Below are 15,144 nucleotides of genomic sequence, written 5' to 3'. Positions count from 1 at the left end.
CACGGTCGTTCCGCTCGCTTCGTTCGCTCCACGCTCTGGTTCAACTCCCGTTATCGCGTCTGTGCGACTCACAGGTGGCGAGCACACGCTACGCGGTGCTCGCCGAGTAGTTCGTCGCAAAAGGACGCCCGGAGCGGGATTTGAACCCGCGTCACGACCGTGACAGGGTCGTATGATGGGCCACTACACCATCCGGGCAGTGCGCACTCTCCAGTATCCGGGTTTCGTAAATAAGACTTCTCATCTCACCGCGCCGTGTGGGGCGCTATCGTCGGTCGCTCCGCAAGGCATTTATCTCACGTCTCCGTGTGTAAAGGTACCAGCCCGCTCGTGGTCGGTGAGCGGCGCTACCCGCACCGGTTGACAAGGGTTAAATGGCTGGCCCCTGAATCCGACTGTAGTATCTCGTGAGAGCTTCTTCCCATCCCCCCGACATCCATGGTCAACGTAAGCGAACACACCCTAGTTCCGGAGCACGCCATCCTCGACGAACCCGAAATCGAGGAGATGATGGCTGAGTACGACGTCGAGCGGGTGAATCTACCGAAGATCCGCACGTCGGACCCGGCGCTCCCCGACGAGGCCGAGGCCGGCGACGTCGTCAAGATCGTCCGCGACTCGCGAACGACAGACACGGCGGTCGTCTACCGATTGGTGATCGAATGAATCGACAGTCACGACGCACGATCTCCAGAGAGTACTTTTCGCAGGAACGGCTCGCAGAACACCACTTCCGCTCGTTCAACAACTTCCTCGGGCGCGGGATGCAGGAGGTCGTCGACGAGAAGGAGACCATCGAGACCGACATCGGCGACAAGGAGGGCGAGGAACCGGTGTGGGTCGAACTCGGCGACATCCGCGTCGAGACCCCCGAGTGAGGGAGGCCGACGGGAGCGAGGAACTCCTGTTCCCCCAGGAGGCCCGCCTCCGCAACATCACCTACGCCGCGCCGGTGTTCATGGAGATGTCCATCGTCCGCGGCGGCGAGGAGGAAGAGGAGGTCGTCCTCGACTCCACCGAGACCAAGGTGGGTCGGATGCCCATCATGGTCGGCTCCCGGAAGTGCAACATCTCCGAACTCTCCGACGCGGACCTCGTCGAGATCGGCGAGGACCCCGTCGACCCCGGCGGCTACTTCATCGTCAACGGCTCCGAGCGCGTGCTCATGACCTCGGAGGACCTCGCGCCGAACAAGATCCTCGCCGAGTACGACACGAAGTACGGCGACGAGATCCAGGTCGCGAAGACGTTCTCTCAGCGCCGCGGGTACCGCGCGCTCGTTCTCTGTGAGCGGAACCGTGAGGGCCTCTTGGAGGTGTCGTTCCCCTCCGTCTCCGGGTCGGTGAACTTCGTCACGCTCGTCCGCGCGCTCGGTCTCGAATCGGACGAGGAGATCGTCCACCGCGTCTCGGACGACCCCGAGATCGTGAAGTTCATGCTGGAGAACCTGGAGGAGGCGCCCGTTCAGACCGAAGAACAGGCCATCGAGGCGCTCGGCAAGCGCGTCGCCGGCGGCCAGGGCAAGAACTACCAGCTCAAGCGCGCCAACTACGTCATCGACCGCTACCTCCTCCCCCACCTGCACGAGGAAGGCGTCGAGGAGGAGGAGGTGCGCATCAACAAGTCGTACTACCTCTGCCGGATGGCCGAGGCGTGTTTCGAACTTGCGCTCGGGCGGCGCGAATCGGACGACAAGGACCACTACGCGAACAAGCGGCTCAAGGTGTCGGGCGACCTGATGCGCGACCTCTTCAGAACGGCGCTGAACAAGCTCGCACGCGACGTGAAGTACCAGCTCGAACGGGCGAACATGCGGAACCGGAACCTGACGGTGAACACCGTCGTGCGCTCGGACGTGCTGACCGAACGCCTAGAGCACCCCATCGCCACCGGGAACTGGGTCGGTGGGCGCTCGGGCGTCTCTCAGCTCGTCGACAGGACGGACTACATGGGGGTGCTGTCGCACCTTCGACGGCTGCGCTCGCCGCTGTCGCGCTCGCAACCACACTTCGAGGCGCGCGACCTCCACGCGACCCAGTGGGGTCGCATCTGTCCCTCCGAGACGCCGGAGGGGCCGAACTGCGGCCTGGTGAAGAACTTCGCCCAGGCGATGGAGCTGTCACAGAACGTCGAGGACGAGCGGGCGCTCAAGCGAGAGCTGGCGCACATGGGCGTACAGGGCATGCCCGGACTCGAGGGCGTCGAGACCACACCTGCGGACGACTAACTACACGATGGCGCAAGCACGAGAAGCGAAAGTATACGTCAACGGGAGCCTGGTCGGGACCCACGAGGACCCCCACGAGCTCGCAGAACAGATCCGCGAAGCACGACGACGGGGAGACGTCTCCCAGATGGTCAACGTCTCGGTCAAAGACCGGACGCGCGAGGTCATCATCAACGCCGACGCGGGCCGCGCACGGCGCCCGCTCATCGTCGTCGAACAGGGCGAACCGCTGCTCGACGACGAGCACATCGAGGCGGTCGACGACGGCGACATCTCGTTCGACGACCTCGTCAGCCGTGGTCTCATCGAGTTCATCGACGCCGAGGAGGAGGAGGACATCCTCGTTGCCGTCGACGAGGACGACATCGAGTACCACCCCGACGACCCCGAGAAGCAGAACACGACCCACCTCGAAATCGACCCGCAGCTCATCTTCGGCATCGGTGCCGGGATGATCCCGTACCCCGAGCACAACGCGTCTCCCCGGATTACGATGGGCGCGGGGATGATGAAGCAGTCGCTCGGCCTCCCCGCGGCGAACTACCGCATCCGACCCGACACGCGCCAGCACCTCCTCCACTACCCGCAGCTGGCGATGGTCAAGACCCAGACGACGGAGCAGATCGGCTTCGACGAGCGCCCGCGGCGCAGAATTTCTGCGTCGCCGTCATGTCGTACGAGGGGTTCAACATCGAGGACGCCTTGGTGATGAACAAAGGGTCGGTCGAGCGCGGCCTCGCCCGCTCGCACTTCTTCCGCACCTACGAGGGCGAAGAGCGCCGGTACCCCGGCGGCCAGGAGGACCGCTTCGAGATCCCCTCCCAGGACGTTCGCGGGGCGCGCGGCGAGGACGCGTACACCCACCTCGACGAGGACGGCCTCGTCAACCCCGAAACGGTCGTGGACGAGAACAGCGTCCTCCTCGGGAAGACCTCGCCACCCCGGTTCCTCGAAGAGCCGGACGACATGGGCGGGCTCTCCCCGCAGAAGCGGCGTGAGACGTCGGTGACGATGCGCTCGGGCGAGTCGGGCGTCGTCGACACCGTGACGCTGATGGAGGGCGAGGACGGCTCCAAGTTGGCAAAGGTCTCGGTCCGCGACCAGCGCATCCCCGAACTCGGCGACAAGTTCGCGTCCCGACACGGTCAGAAGGGCGTCGTCGGCCACCTGGCACCCCAAGAGGACATGCCGTTCACCGAGGACGGCGTCGTCCCCGACCTCGTCTTGAACCCCCACGCGCTTCCGTCCCGGATGACGGTCGGCCACGTCCTGGAGATGCTCGGCGGGAAGGTCGGCGCGCTCGAAGGACGCCGCGTCGACGGCACGGCGTTCCAGGGCGAGAACGAGGACGAACTCCGCGGCGCGCTCGAAGAGCACGGCTTCAAGTCGTCGGGCAAGGAGGTCATGTACTCCGGCGTCACCGGCGAGAAGATCGAGGCCGAAATCTTCGTCGGCACCATCTTCTACCACAAGCTGTACCACATGGTGTCGAACAAACTGCACGCCCGCTCGCGCGGCCCGGTGCAGGTCCTGACGCGACAGCCGACCGAGGGGCGTGCCCGCGAGGGTGGCCTCCGCGTCGGCGAGATGGAGCGCGAGGTGCTCATCGGTCACGGCGCGGCGATGGCGCTCAAGGAGCGGCTGCTGGACTCCTCGGACCGCGAGGACGTCTACGTCTCCGCCGACACCGGGATGGTCGCCGTCGAGGACGTCGACCAGCGCCGTATCTACGACCCCATCACCGGCGACGAGGACAACATCCACGAGATCGAGGTGAGCTACGCGTTCAAGCTCCTCCTCGACGAGATGGTCGCGCTCGGCATCCGACCGCGGCTCGACCTCGAAGACGCAGTCTAACTCTCACCCTCCCCCAACACACCACACATGTCAATGCAGACACCCAAAGAACTCGGCGGGATCCACTTCGGGCTGATGGACCCCGAGACGTACCGCGACATGTCCGCCACGAAGGTCATCACGGCGGACACCTACGACGACGACGGCTACCCCATCGACATGGGGCTCATGGACCCCCGGCTGGGCGTCATCGACCCCGGCCTGCAGTGTCGGACCTGCGGCCAGCACTCGGGGTCGTGCAACGGCCACTTCGGCCACATCGAGCTCGCCGCGCCCGTCATCCACGTGGGCTTCACGAAGCTCATCCGACGACTGCTCCGGTCGACGTGCCGCGAGTGCGGGCGGCTCGCGCTCGTCGAGGAGGAACGCGAGGAGTACCGCCAGCAACTGGAGCGGGCGAGGGAACTCGGCGAGGACCCCAACGACGCGCTGAAGGCGGCCGTGAGACAGGCGCGGAAGGCGAAGCACTGTCCGCACCCCGACTGCAGCGCCCCACAGCACGACATCAAACACGAGAAACCGACGACGTACTACGAGGTTCAGGACGTGCTCGCGTCGGACTACTCCGAGCGCATCGCCCAGGCGATGCAGCCCGACCCCGACGACGAGGACGACCCCGGCGTCGCACCCCAGGAACTCGCCAATGACACGGGCATCCCGCTCGACCGAGTGAACGAAATCCTCTCGGGGACCTTCCGCCCCAAATCGGACGACCGCAAGAAGCTCGAGAAGGCCCTCTCCGTGGACCTCACCGAGGAGGACATGAACAAGCTGATGCCCTCGGACATCCGCGACTGGTTCGAGGACATCCCGGACGAGGACATCGCGGTCCTCGGCATCGACGCCGAGCGGGCACGCCCCGAGTGGATGATTCTCACCGTCCTGCCGGTGCCGCCCGTGACGGCCCGTCCCTCCATCACGCTCGACAACGGCCAGCGCTCGGAGGACGACCTCACCCACAAGCTGGTCGACATCATCCGCATCAACCAGCGGTTCATGGAGAACCGCGAGGCCGGCGCGCCACAACTCATCATCGAGGACCTCTGGGAACTGCTGCAGTACCACGTCACCACGTTCATCGACAACGAGATTTCGGGGACACCCCCCGCGAGGCACCGCTCCGGTCGCCCCCTGAAGACGCTCTCGCAGCGCCTCAAAGGGAAGGAAGGTCGCTTCCGCGGCTCGCTGTCCGGAAAGCGTGTCAACTTCTCGGCTCGTACCGTCATCTCGCCGGACCCGACCCTCTCGCTGAACGAGGTCGGCGTCCCCGAACGGGTCGCGCGTGAGATGACCCAGACGATGAACGTCACGGAGCGGAACATCGAACAGGCCCGGCAGTTCGTCCGCAACGGCCCAGAGGGTCACCCCGGCGCGAACTACGTTCGAAGGCCGGACGGTCGCCGGCTGAAGGTGACCGAGAAGAACTGCGAGGAACTCGCGGAGAAGGTCGAACTCAGCTGGGAGGTCAACCGACACCTGATCGACGGCGACATCGTCATCTTCAACCGGCAGCCGTCGCTGCACCGGATGTCCATCATGGCCCACGAGGTGGTCGTGATGCCGTACAAGACGTTCAGACTCAACACGACGGTCTGTCCGCCGTACAACGCCGACTTCGACGGCGACGAGATGAACATGCACGCGCTGCAGAACGAGGAGGCGCGTGCGGAAGCCCGCGTCCTGATGCGCGTCCAGGAGCAGATTCTCTCGCCCAGGTTCGGCGAGAACATCATCGGCGCCATCCAGGACCACATCTCGGGCACCTACCTCCTCACCCACGAGAACCCCCAGTTCTCGGAGACGCAGGCGCTCGACCTCCTGCGGGCGACGAGCATCGACGAACTCCCCGAACCCGAGGGAGAGAACGAGAACGGGCCGTACTGGACCGGCCGACAGCTCTTCTCCGAACTGCTGCCCGACGACCTGAACCTCGAGTTCGACTCTTCGGCCGGCGACACGGTCGTTATTCGGGACGGCCAACTCGTGGAGGGGACGGTCGACGAGGACGCCGTCGGCGCGTTCGGCGGGGAAGTCGTCGACACCATCACCAAGGTGTACTCGAAGACGCGCGCACGCGTGTTCATCAACGAGGTGGCGGCGCTGGCGATGCGCGCCATCATGCACTTCGGGTTCTCCATCGGCATCGACGACGAGTCCATCCCGGAGGCGGCGAACCAGCAGGTCGACGAGGCCATCGCGTCGGCGTACGAACAGATTCAGGAACTCATCGAGGTGTACGAGCAGGGCGAACTCGAATCCCTGCCCGGGCGGACGGTCGACGAGACGCTGGAGATGAAGATCATGCAGCGGCTCGGCAAGGCGCGCGACTCCGCCGGCGAGATCGCCGAGGACCACTTCGAGGACGACAATCCTGCCGTGATAATGGCCCGGTCGGGCGCGCGTGGGTCGATGCTGAACCTCACGCAGATGGCCGGTTGCGTCGGGCAACAGGCAGTGCGGGGCGAGCGCATCAACCGTGGCTACGAGGACCGCACCCTGAGCCACTACCAGAAGGACGACCTCTCGGCGGACGCGCACGGGTTCGTCGAGAACTCCTACCGCGCGGGGCTCACTCCGCGGGAGTTCTTCTTCCACGCGATGGGCGGCCGCGAGGGGCTGGTCGACACCGCGGTCCGAACCTCGAAATCGGGGTACCTCCAGCGCCGGCTCATCAACGCGCTCTCCGAACTGGAAGCGCAGTACGACGGCTCCGTCCGCGACACGTCCGGTACGGTGGTCCAGTTCGAGTTCGGCGAGGACGGCACCTCGCCCGTGAAGGTCTCCTCGAAGGAGGAACACAGCATCGACATCGAGAACATCGCCGACCGCGTCATCGAGGCCGAGTTCTCCTCCGAGGAGGAGAAGGACCGCTTCCTCGGCGAATCGGAGCCGCCGACGAACCTCTCGGAGTACGCGGGACCGGGGCTCGACAAGGCGCAGGGCCTGGGGGTGGAGTCGGATGACTGAGCACGAGACCGTCGACCCCACCGGCGAGTACGAGTACGTCACAGAGGACATCGAAGTCGTCGTCGAGGACACCGAACTGCCTCGACGACTGAAGACGCAGGTGTACGAGGTCATCGAGCGGCGCGAGGGCGTCACCGTCGAGCAGGCGGACGAGATCGCCCGCGCGGCGGAGACGCAGTACCTCGACACCCGCGTGGACCCGCTCGACCCGGTCGGAACCGTGTCGGCGCAGTCCATCGGCGAACCGGGAACGCAGATGACGATGAACACGTTCCACTACGCCGGCGTCGCCGAGATCGACGTGACACAGGGACTGCCCCGACTCATCGAACTGGTGGACGCGCGGAAGACGCCGGACACCCCGATGATGACCGTCTACCTCGACCCCGACCACATCGAAGAGCGGATCGCGGAGGTCGACGACCCCGAGTACGATGAGCGCGACGTGGCCCACGAGGTCGTCTGGCAGATCGAGGCGACGAAGATCCTCGCGCTGGGCGACGTCTCGACCAACGTCGCGGACATGCTCGTCAACATCGACCTCAACGAGGATACCCTCCGCGAGCGGTGGCCCACCGCCGAGAACGTCGGGAACGTCGCCGAGGAGATCGCCGAGGAGATCGAGGACGCGCTCGGCGTCGAAACCACCCGGATGGGGACCGTCATCGAGTTCGGCCCGAAGCAGCCCTCGTACCGACAGCTGCTCCAGCTGGTCGAGGAGCTGCGCGACATCGTCTTCAAGGGCATCGAGGAGGTCTCCCGCGTCGTCATCCGCCGCGAGAAGCTCGACGACGGCGAGGAGGAGTTCGTCCTCTACACCGAGGGGTCGGCGTTCGGCGACGTGCTCACCATCGAGGGCGTCGACGGGACGCGGACGACTTCGAACAACATCCACGAGGTCTACCGTCAGCTCGGTGTGGAGGCCGCCCGCGAGGCCATCATCAACGAGACGATGGAGACGCTCGAAGAGCAGGGCCTCGACGACGTGAACGTCCGGCACCTGATGCTCGTCGCGGACATCATGACCAACCGGGGAACCATCGAGTCCATCGGTCGGCACGGCATCTCGGGGTCGAAAGACTCCGTGCTCGCGCGCGCGGCGTTCGAGGTCACGGTGAACCACCTGCTCGACGCCGCCATCCACGGCGAGATGGACGACCTCGACGGCGTCATCGAGAACGTCATCGTCGGCAAGCCCGTCGCCATCGGGACGGGCGACGTCAACCTCCGGATGGGCTCTATCGACGCCGACGTCGAGACGCCCGAGGTGGACGCCACGCTCGAACCCGAGCCGTCGGACGACTGATCGGGAGTCGAGACAGCGATGCGCGTCACCCTCTCGGACACGGCCCGGCAGTTCATCGCCCTCTTCGAGGACGTGACGGGCGCGACCGCACGCGACTGCCTCGTCCACGAGAAGGAAGGGGGTAAAAACGGTCGCGTGACGTTCCTCGTCGCGGCCGGCGAGATGGGACAGGCCATCGGTCCGGGGGGGAGACGGGTCAAGCAGGTCGAGGAGAAACTCGGGCGCGAGGTCACGCTCGTCGAGGACGCCGACACGGCGGAGGCGTTCGTTGCGAACGCGCTCGCGCCCGCCGTGGTGACGCACGTCACCGTCTCCGAGCAGAACGACCGGGTGGCGTACGTCGAGGTCGATTCCGAAGACAGGGGCGTCGCCATCGGGACCGAGGGAAAGAACATCAAGACGGCGCGCGAACTGGCGAGACGGCACTGGGACCTCGACGACGTCCAGTTGACGTAGGATGCGGTTTCCGCTCGGTTTTAGTTTCGAAGTGTAGGTGTAGCGTCGTCGCAGGGGCGACGGACGGTGGTCCGTGCCCGGTGAGTGACTTTCCACGTCCACACCGGGGAGACAGCACCGGCCGCGACGGCTGGGACGACGAACGCCAGGGCGCTGATGCCACGGACCTCCCCAGCCGATTCGGGCACTCGTTCACTCCGTTCACTCGTTCCCTCACCCCTCGCGCGACGAGACGACACAGCGCCGCCTCGGCCGCGCCACCGCACGCCGTGCAACCGCACTCCGGAGAACGACGGTTCGCCGCCGACACGGGTCTGACAGGTTTTTACGCCCGCGCCACGGCACCGGAGTCATGACGCGCTCCGTTCTCGCCCAACTGCCGCCGGGGATACCGACCGAGTTCACCGGTGTGGAGGATATCGCCGTCCGCACGCTCGGGTTCGTCGCCGCGGCCGCCGTCGTCTACGCCGTCGGCCGGGTGCTCGTTGTGCCGACAGTGAGCCGAATCGTCCGCGCGCGGAATCAGAACAACCCGACCATCGAGACGGCGACCGAGACGTACGCGCACCTGCTCGTGGTGGGCGTAGCGGTCGTCGCCGGCATCATCGCCGCCGGGTTCGGCGGCGTGCTGACCGACGCCTCCATCGTCATCGCCGCCGTCTCGCTCGTCGTCGGCGCGGCGAGCCAGGACGTCATCGGGTCGCTCGTCTCCGGGCTCTTTCTCGTCGCGGACCGCGACTTCAACGTCGGCGACTGGGTCTCCTGGTCCGGCGGCGAGGGCACCATCGAGGCCGTCGACTTCCGCGTCACCCGCATCCGGACCCCGAACAACGAGACGATCACGGTGCCGAACACGGAACTGACGACGAACGCGCTCACCCGGCCCTACGGAAGAGAGCGCTACCGGATAACGGAACAGCTCGACATCGCGTACGCCGACGACGCCGAACTGGCGCTGAAGACGCTCGCCGACGTCGCTCGCGAGGACGACCGGGTGCTCGACGACCCCGCACCGACGTCGCGCATCGTCGCCTTCGGCGGGACCGCGCCCACGCTGCAGGCGGAGTACTGGGTGTCGGACCCGATGGACGTGAACCTCGTCGAGGTCAAGTCTGACTTCCGGCGACGGGTGAAGCGGCGGTTCGACGAGGAGGGACTCACCCTGGGGCCGGCGTCGGGACACGAACTCTCGGGGGAACTCGCGATCGACGTGCGCGAGCGGGCGGACGCCGCGGGCGAGCCGAACTGAACGCCGAGGCGGGGAGACGATTTCTCGCGGCGGCTCGTCGCCTGCGGGCCGCGGAGAGGGCGTCGTTCGGATCGTGCGAAACGGCCTCAGATTCCTCCTCAGGGGGTCATGGGCCGCGCTGCGGGCGTCTCGCCGCGTTCGAAAGAGGAGGCTTAAGTAGCTCCATCGGGAAGTGAGGGCTACCATGGCGAACGGCAAGTACGCCGCGCGCAAACTCAAGCAGGACCGCCAGCAGCGTCGGTGGTCCGACTCGAAGTACGCGCGACGCGAACGCGGTCTCCGGAAGAAATCGGACCCGCTCGAGGGTGCCCCGCAGGCGCGAGGCATCGTCCTTGAGAAGGTCGGAATCGAAGCGAAGCAGCCGAACTCGGCCATCCGAAAGTGTGTTCGAGTGCAGCTCATCAAGAACGGCAAGCAGGTCACCGCGTTCTGCCCTGGTGACGGTGCCATCTCGTTCATCGACGAGCACGACGAGGTCACCATCGCGGGTATCGGTGGCGCGAAGGGCCGTGCGATGGGTGACCTCTCGGGCGTGAACTACAAGGTCGAGAAGGTCAACGGCGTGTCGATGATCGAACTCGTGCGCGGGAACGCGGAGAAGCCAGTCAGATGAGCGAGTCCGAGTCCCCCGAGCCGGAGTCCCCCGCCGACAGCGAGGAGGCGCGCTCGAACGCGCTGCTGTTCGGCGTCTGGGACGTCTCCGAGATCGAGTACACCGACCCCTCGACCAAGCGCTACATCGCGGTGACCCCCATCGCCCACACGATGGGGCGCCACGCCTCCAAGCAGTTCAAGAAGTCGGAGATCAGCATCGTCGAGCGGCTCATCAACCGCCTGATGCAGTCCGAAGACAACACGGGGCACAAGCAGAAGACGATGAACATCGTCCGCGAGGCGTTCGAGATCGTCCACGAGCGCACCGAGGAGAACCCGGTGCAGGTGCTCGTGACCGCCATCCAGAACGCCGCTCCCCGCGAGGAGACCGTCCGCCTGAAGTACGGTGGGATCTCGGTCCCGCAGGCCGTCGACGTCGCCCCGCAACGACGGGTGGACCAGGCGCTGAAGTTCATCGCCGAAGGCACCCAGCGCGGCTCGTACAAGTCGAAACAGAGCGCCGCCGAAGCGCTCGCCTCCGTGTTGATCGGCGCAGCCGACTACGACATGCAGTCGTACGCCATCAGCCAGAAGGAAGAGCGCGAGCGCGTCGCCGCCGCCGCCCGCTAACGTCTGTCTCGTCTTTTCGTTTTTCTCTCCGGCGTCGTGAGCGGTGCCGACGGACGAGTCTCAGGACACCGGACCGTGTACTTTTACGCGTGTGGGGAGTCTTCGCACCATGTCTCTACGGAGGGAGGCCGCCGGGGTCGTCGCCGGGACAGTCGTCACGGTCGTGCTGGGCTTCCTGACCCTCCTCGTGCTCCCGGCCCTCGGGTTCGTGACGGCATCTGTCGTGGGAAATTGGCTCCCGACGTGGGTGTTCGCGGTCCCGCTGACACTGTGTGCCGTGGTCGGCGGCGCGACCACCGGGTATCTCCAGGAGACCGGTCAACGGCGAGGTGCGATCCTCGGAGGCTTCGCAGCGGCCCTCGGTGTAGTGCTCGTGAGCGTAGTGGTCGGCTTCATCGCGCTAGTACTGGTACTGGGAATGACGCCGACACATGGACAGGACGTGGACTTTTTCGGGGCCATGCGCACGGTGGGGGTCCTCAGCGGTGGAACCGGGTTCGTCGTCGGCACAATCTTCGGCGCACTCGGCGGCGTTGGAGGCCACATCGGGAGACAGCGACGCGGGTCGTGAGGCGCACTTTAGCGCCCGGCTCAGTCGGCCGCCTGCTGCTCCCGAATACAGTACTCGCGCGTGACGTCGACCAGCGCCTTCCGGTAGTCGCTCTCGGTCGGGTCGTCCACGAGCGAGGCGAAGTGCGATTTGAACCGCTCCAATCCGACCTGCGGCGCGTCGTCGGCGGCGGCGTGGGCGAGGTCGTAGAGGCGGTGGTCGGATGTGAGGAGGTCGTGGCGCTCACACAGTGCGAGCGCGAACGCGGCGTTGACGGCGGTGATCTCGGGGTCGGCAGCGGGGGAGATGCGTCTGGAGTCGGGGCGCGGGGCCGGCGGGCGGTCCGACACCGCCGCCGCGAGCTGGGACTCGAAGAAGCAGACGAGCTTCTCCGCGGGCGCGACCGAGAGCGTGAGGTCGTCGGCGTAGATGTCCTTCATGTGGTTCGCGATCTGGTAGCAGTGTGCGAGCTTCCGTCGCTCGACCGACCGACCCGCGAGCGCGAGAAAGAGCGCCTCCTCGGTCTTTTGGACGTGGGAGGGGTGAGACTCCTCGTAGCGCGCCATGTGAGCGAGTTCGTGTAAGGCCAGTTCGCGCGCCATCGCGCTGGTCGCCGCCTGTCGGGAGATGTTGAGGACGTGGTGGTCGGGGTAGTGGCCCGCCCAGGTCCGCTCGTCGGGGTCCTCTCGGACGTGGACTCTGACGGGGAGGTCGAGCGAGAACTCGGTCTCGAACAGATCGGCCGCACTCAGAAAGGGGTCCGGTGGCCCGGACCCGAGCACTCGAATGTCCATGCGTGCTGGTATCAGGGCGCGAGGGTGTATGATTCTTCTGCCCCGTCGTCGGGCGATGTGGTGGGCGTCCGGCGACGGCGACAGCGCGTCGGGCGGACCCACCGAGGGGCATGCTAAACACCGTCACACGCCCGCAACGTGGCTCCAGACCCTCGATTTCGGCCCCGGCAAAACACTACCCTTTTGTCCCTCCTTTCGGTAAGACTCGGTAATGGGCCGACGAAAGAAAATCGTACAAGAGTGCGAGAAACTGATGGACAAGCCGGAGCAGATCCGGAACATCGCCATCGCTGCGCACGTCGACCACGGGAAAACGACGCTCTCCGACAACCTCCTCGCGGGCGCCGGCATGATCTCCGACGAGACCGCCGGGCAGCAGCTCGCGATGGACACGAAGGAGGACGAACAGGAACGCGGCATCACCATCGACGCGGCGAACGTCTCGATGACCCACGAGTGGAACGACAAGAACCACCTCATCAACCTCATCGACACGCCGGGCCACGTCGACTTCGGCGGTGACGTGACACGGGCGATGCGCGCCGTCGACGGCGCGCTCGTCGTCGTCGACGCCGTCGAGGGCGCGATGCCGCAGACCGAGACGGTCGTCCGACAGGCGCTGCGCGAGGGCGTCAAGCCGGCGCTGTTCATCAACAAGGTCGACCGCCTCATCAACGAGCTCCAGGAGGGTCCCAAGGAGATGCAAGAGCGGCTCCTCGACGTCATCGCGGACGTCAACGAGCTCATCCGCGGGATGACCCAGGATTACGAGGACCGCGACTGGACCGTCTCCGTCGAGGACGGCACCGTCGCGTTCGGTTCGGCTCTCTACAAGTGGGGCGTCTCCGCCCCCTCGATGGCCGAGACCGGCGTCGGCTTCTCGGAAGTCATCGAGATGGAGCGCAACGACCAGCGGAAGGAACTGCACGAGCAGTCGCCGCTCTCGGACGTGGTGCTCGACATGGTCGCCGAGCACTTCCCGAACCCGCTCGAAGCACAGCCTCGTCGTATCCCGACCATCTGGCGCGGCGACGACGAGTCCGAACTCGCCCGGCAGATGCGGGAGGTCGACGACGACGGCGACGTCGTCTTCATGGCGACGGACATCTCGATGGACCCCCACGCGGGCGAAATCGCCACGGGACGCGTGTTCTCCGGCACCATCCGCAAGGGCCAGGAGCTCTACGTGTCGGGAACGGCGGGCAAGAACCGCGTCCAGTCGGTCGGCGTGTTCATGGGCGGCGAGCGCGAGGAACTCGACCGCGGCGTCCCCGCCGGGAACATCGCGGCCGTGACTGGCCTGCGCGACGCCATCGCCGGTTCTACCGTCTCGTCGGTGGAGATGACGCCGTTCGAGTCCATCGAACACATCTCCGAGCCGGTCATCACGAAGAGCGTCGAGGCGACCCGGATGGACGACCTTCCCAAGCTGATTCAGACGCTCCAGCAGGTCGCGAAGGAGGACCCGACTATCAGGGTCGAGATCAACGAGGACACCGGCGAGCACCTCATCTCCGGGCAGGGCGAACTCCACCTCGAAGTCATCACCCAGCGCATCCAGAAGAACCAGGGCATCCCGGTCAACACCGGTGAGCCCATCGTCGTCTACCGCGAGGCCCCCACCCAGGAGTCCCGCGAGGTCGAGGGCGTCTCGCCGAACCGCCACAACAAGTTCTACATCACCGTCGAGCCGCTCTCCGAAGACATCGTCGACGCCATCAAGCTCGGCGACGTCGCGATGGACATGCCCGAACTGGAGCGCCGCGAGGCGCTGCAGGAGCTCGGCATGGACAAGGACACGTCCCAGGACGTCGAGCACATGTTCGGGACGAACATCCTCATCGACGACACGAAGGGTATCCAGCACCTCAACGAGACGATGGAACTCGTCATCGAGGGGATGGAAGAGGCGCTCGAGGACGGCCCGCTCGCCGGCGAACCGGTCCAGGGTGCGCTCCTTCGCCTCCACGACGCGCGGCTCCACGAGGACACCATCCACCGCGGTCCCGCGCAGGTCATCCCCGCCGTCCGCGAGGCCGTCCACCGGTCGCTCATCGACGGTCAGGTGAAGCTGCTCGAACCCATCCAGGACGTCCGCATCGACGTCCCCTCGGAGTACATGGGCTCGGCCTCGGGTGAGATTCAGGGTCGACGCGGCCGCGTCGACGACATGTACCAGGAGGGCGACCTCATGGTCATCGAGGGCATCGCGCCCGTCGAGGAGATGATCGGCTTCTCCAGCGACATCCGCTCGGCGACCGAAGGCCGCGCCTCCTGGAACACGGAGAACGCCGGCTTCCGCGTGCTGGCCGACAACCTCCAGACGGAGAAGATCACGGAGATCCGCGAGCGGAAGGGCATGAAGCTCGAACTGCCGCCGTCGGTCGACTACATCTAACCGAGGTCCGCTCCCCGGCCACGCGGTTCTCGATTTCGACGTCTCGGTTGCGACTCTCCTCTCGCGGCGGCCGGCGCGTGTGTCGACCGTTCGGACTCCGAGAGTATTACGCGTGA

10 protein-coding genes, 1 tRNA gene and 2 pseudogenes are annotated in these 15,144 nt (G+C 66.1%); 11 read left to right on the top strand and 2 right to left on the bottom strand.

Features of this window, described 5'->3' with window-relative positions:
- Window positions 1–125: 125 nt before the first annotated feature.
- A tRNA-Asp gene (locus C2R22_RS02100) sits at window positions 126–198 on the bottom strand.
- Window positions 199–438: 240 nt separating this feature from the next.
- On the opposite strand from C2R22_RS02100, the gene C2R22_RS02095 reads away from it, so the two are divergent.
- The 10 genes and pseudogenes from C2R22_RS02095 (at window position 439) to C2R22_RS02050 (ending at window position 11,857) form a co-directional block, all read left to right on the top strand.
- Window positions 439–666, top strand: coding sequence for a DNA-directed RNA polymerase subunit H (locus C2R22_RS02095; RefSeq protein WP_103424125.1), 228 nt, complete (start codon window positions 439–441; stop codon window positions 664–666).
- Window positions 663–2,227 (top strand): annotated as a pseudogene (locus tag C2R22_RS02090) (DNA-directed RNA polymerase subunit B''). The gene C2R22_RS02095 and the pseudogene C2R22_RS02090 overlap by 4 nt, the downstream one beginning before the upstream one ends.
- Window positions 2,228–2,234: 7 nt before the next feature.
- A pseudogene (gene rpoB, locus C2R22_RS02085) lies at window positions 2,235–4,084 on the top strand (DNA-directed RNA polymerase subunit B).
- A gap of 33 nt (window positions 4,085–4,117) precedes the next feature.
- Window positions 4,118–7,051, top strand: coding sequence for a DNA-directed RNA polymerase subunit A' (locus C2R22_RS02080; protein WP_103424123.1), 2,934 nt, complete (start codon window positions 4,118–4,120; stop codon window positions 7,049–7,051).
- Window positions 7,044–8,357, top strand: a complete 1,314-nt coding sequence (gene rpoA2, locus C2R22_RS02075; protein ID WP_103424121.1) for a DNA-directed RNA polymerase subunit A'' — start codon at window positions 7,044–7,046, stop codon at window positions 8,355–8,357. The genes C2R22_RS02080 and rpoA2 overlap by 8 nt, the downstream gene beginning before the upstream one ends.
- Window positions 8,358–8,375: 18 nt before the next feature.
- Window positions 8,376–8,813: a NusA-like transcription termination signal-binding factor gene (locus C2R22_RS02070; protein WP_103424119.1), complete on the top strand. Its 438-nt coding sequence runs from the start codon at window positions 8,376–8,378 to the stop codon at window positions 8,811–8,813.
- A 352-nt stretch (window positions 8,814–9,165) separates the two neighbouring features.
- Window positions 9,166–10,062 (top strand): mechanosensitive ion channel family protein, encoded by an 897-nt coding sequence (locus tag C2R22_RS02065; protein ID WP_103424117.1) that lies wholly within the window; start codon window positions 9,166–9,168, stop codon window positions 10,060–10,062.
- Between the two features lie 184 nt (window positions 10,063–10,246).
- Window positions 10,247–10,675, top strand: coding sequence for a 30S ribosomal protein S12 (locus tag C2R22_RS02060; protein ID WP_103424116.1), 429 nt, complete (start codon window positions 10,247–10,249; stop codon window positions 10,673–10,675).
- On the top strand, window positions 10,672–11,286 hold the full coding sequence (locus tag C2R22_RS02055) for a 30S ribosomal protein S7 (protein ID WP_103424114.1): 615 nt from the start codon (window positions 10,672–10,674) through the stop codon (window positions 11,284–11,286). Before C2R22_RS02060 ends, C2R22_RS02055 begins: the two co-directional genes overlap by 4 nt.
- A gap of 43 nt (window positions 11,287–11,329) precedes the next feature.
- Window positions 11,330–11,857 carry a hypothetical protein gene (locus tag C2R22_RS02050; RefSeq protein ID WP_162562342.1) on the top strand — a complete coding sequence of 176 codons (528 nt, stop codon included), beginning with the start codon at window positions 11,330–11,332 and terminating at the stop codon, window positions 11,855–11,857.
- A gap of 20 nt (window positions 11,858–11,877) precedes the next feature.
- On the opposite strand, the gene C2R22_RS02045 is transcribed toward C2R22_RS02050, so the two are convergent.
- Window positions 11,878–12,630, bottom strand: a complete 753-nt coding sequence (locus tag C2R22_RS02045) for a DUF5781 family protein (RefSeq protein ID WP_103424110.1) — start codon at window positions 12,628–12,630, stop codon at window positions 11,878–11,880.
- 211 nt (window positions 12,631–12,841) lie between these two features.
- Between C2R22_RS02045 and C2R22_RS02040 the strand changes: the two genes are divergently transcribed.
- Complete coding sequence (locus C2R22_RS02040) at window positions 12,842–15,028, top strand: elongation factor EF-2 (protein ID WP_103424108.1); 2,187 nt, start codon at window positions 12,842–12,844, stop codon at window positions 15,026–15,028.
- Window positions 15,029–15,144 lie beyond the last annotated feature (116 nt).

The organism is Salinigranum rubrum, from assembly GCF_002906575.1.
GTDB lineage: Archaea > Halobacteriota > Halobacteria > Halobacteriales > Haloferacaceae > Salinigranum > Salinigranum rubrum.
The sequence above is the reverse complement of the archived record's forward strand: the minus strand, read 5'-3'. Positions and strand labels throughout refer to the sequence as shown.

Coding starts and splice junctions, on each gene's coding strand:
- C2R22_RS02095 (WP_103424125.1), top strand. CDS start 439: ATGGTCAACGTAAGCGAACACACCCTAGTTCCGGAGCACGCCATCCTC.
- C2R22_RS02080 (WP_103424123.1), top strand. CDS start 4,118: ATGCAGACACCCAAAGAACTCGGCGGGATCCACTTCGGGCTGATGGAC.
- rpoA2 (WP_103424121.1), top strand. CDS start 7,044: ATGACTGAGCACGAGACCGTCGACCCCACCGGCGAGTACGAGTACGTC.
- C2R22_RS02070 (WP_103424119.1), top strand. CDS start 8,376: ATGCGCGTCACCCTCTCGGACACGGCCCGGCAGTTCATCGCCCTCTTC.
- C2R22_RS02065 (WP_103424117.1), top strand. CDS start 9,166: ATGACGCGCTCCGTTCTCGCCCAACTGCCGCCGGGGATACCGACCGAG.
- C2R22_RS02060 (WP_103424116.1), top strand. CDS start 10,247: ATGGCGAACGGCAAGTACGCCGCGCGCAAACTCAAGCAGGACCGCCAG.
- C2R22_RS02055 (WP_103424114.1), top strand. CDS start 10,672: ATGAGCGAGTCCGAGTCCCCCGAGCCGGAGTCCCCCGCCGACAGCGAG.
- C2R22_RS02045 (WP_103424110.1), bottom strand. CDS start 12,630: ATGGACATTCGAGTGCTCGGGTCCGGGCCACCGGACCCCTTTCTGAGT.
- C2R22_RS02040 (WP_103424108.1), top strand. CDS start 12,842: ATGGGCCGACGAAAGAAAATCGTACAAGAGTGCGAGAAACTGATGGAC.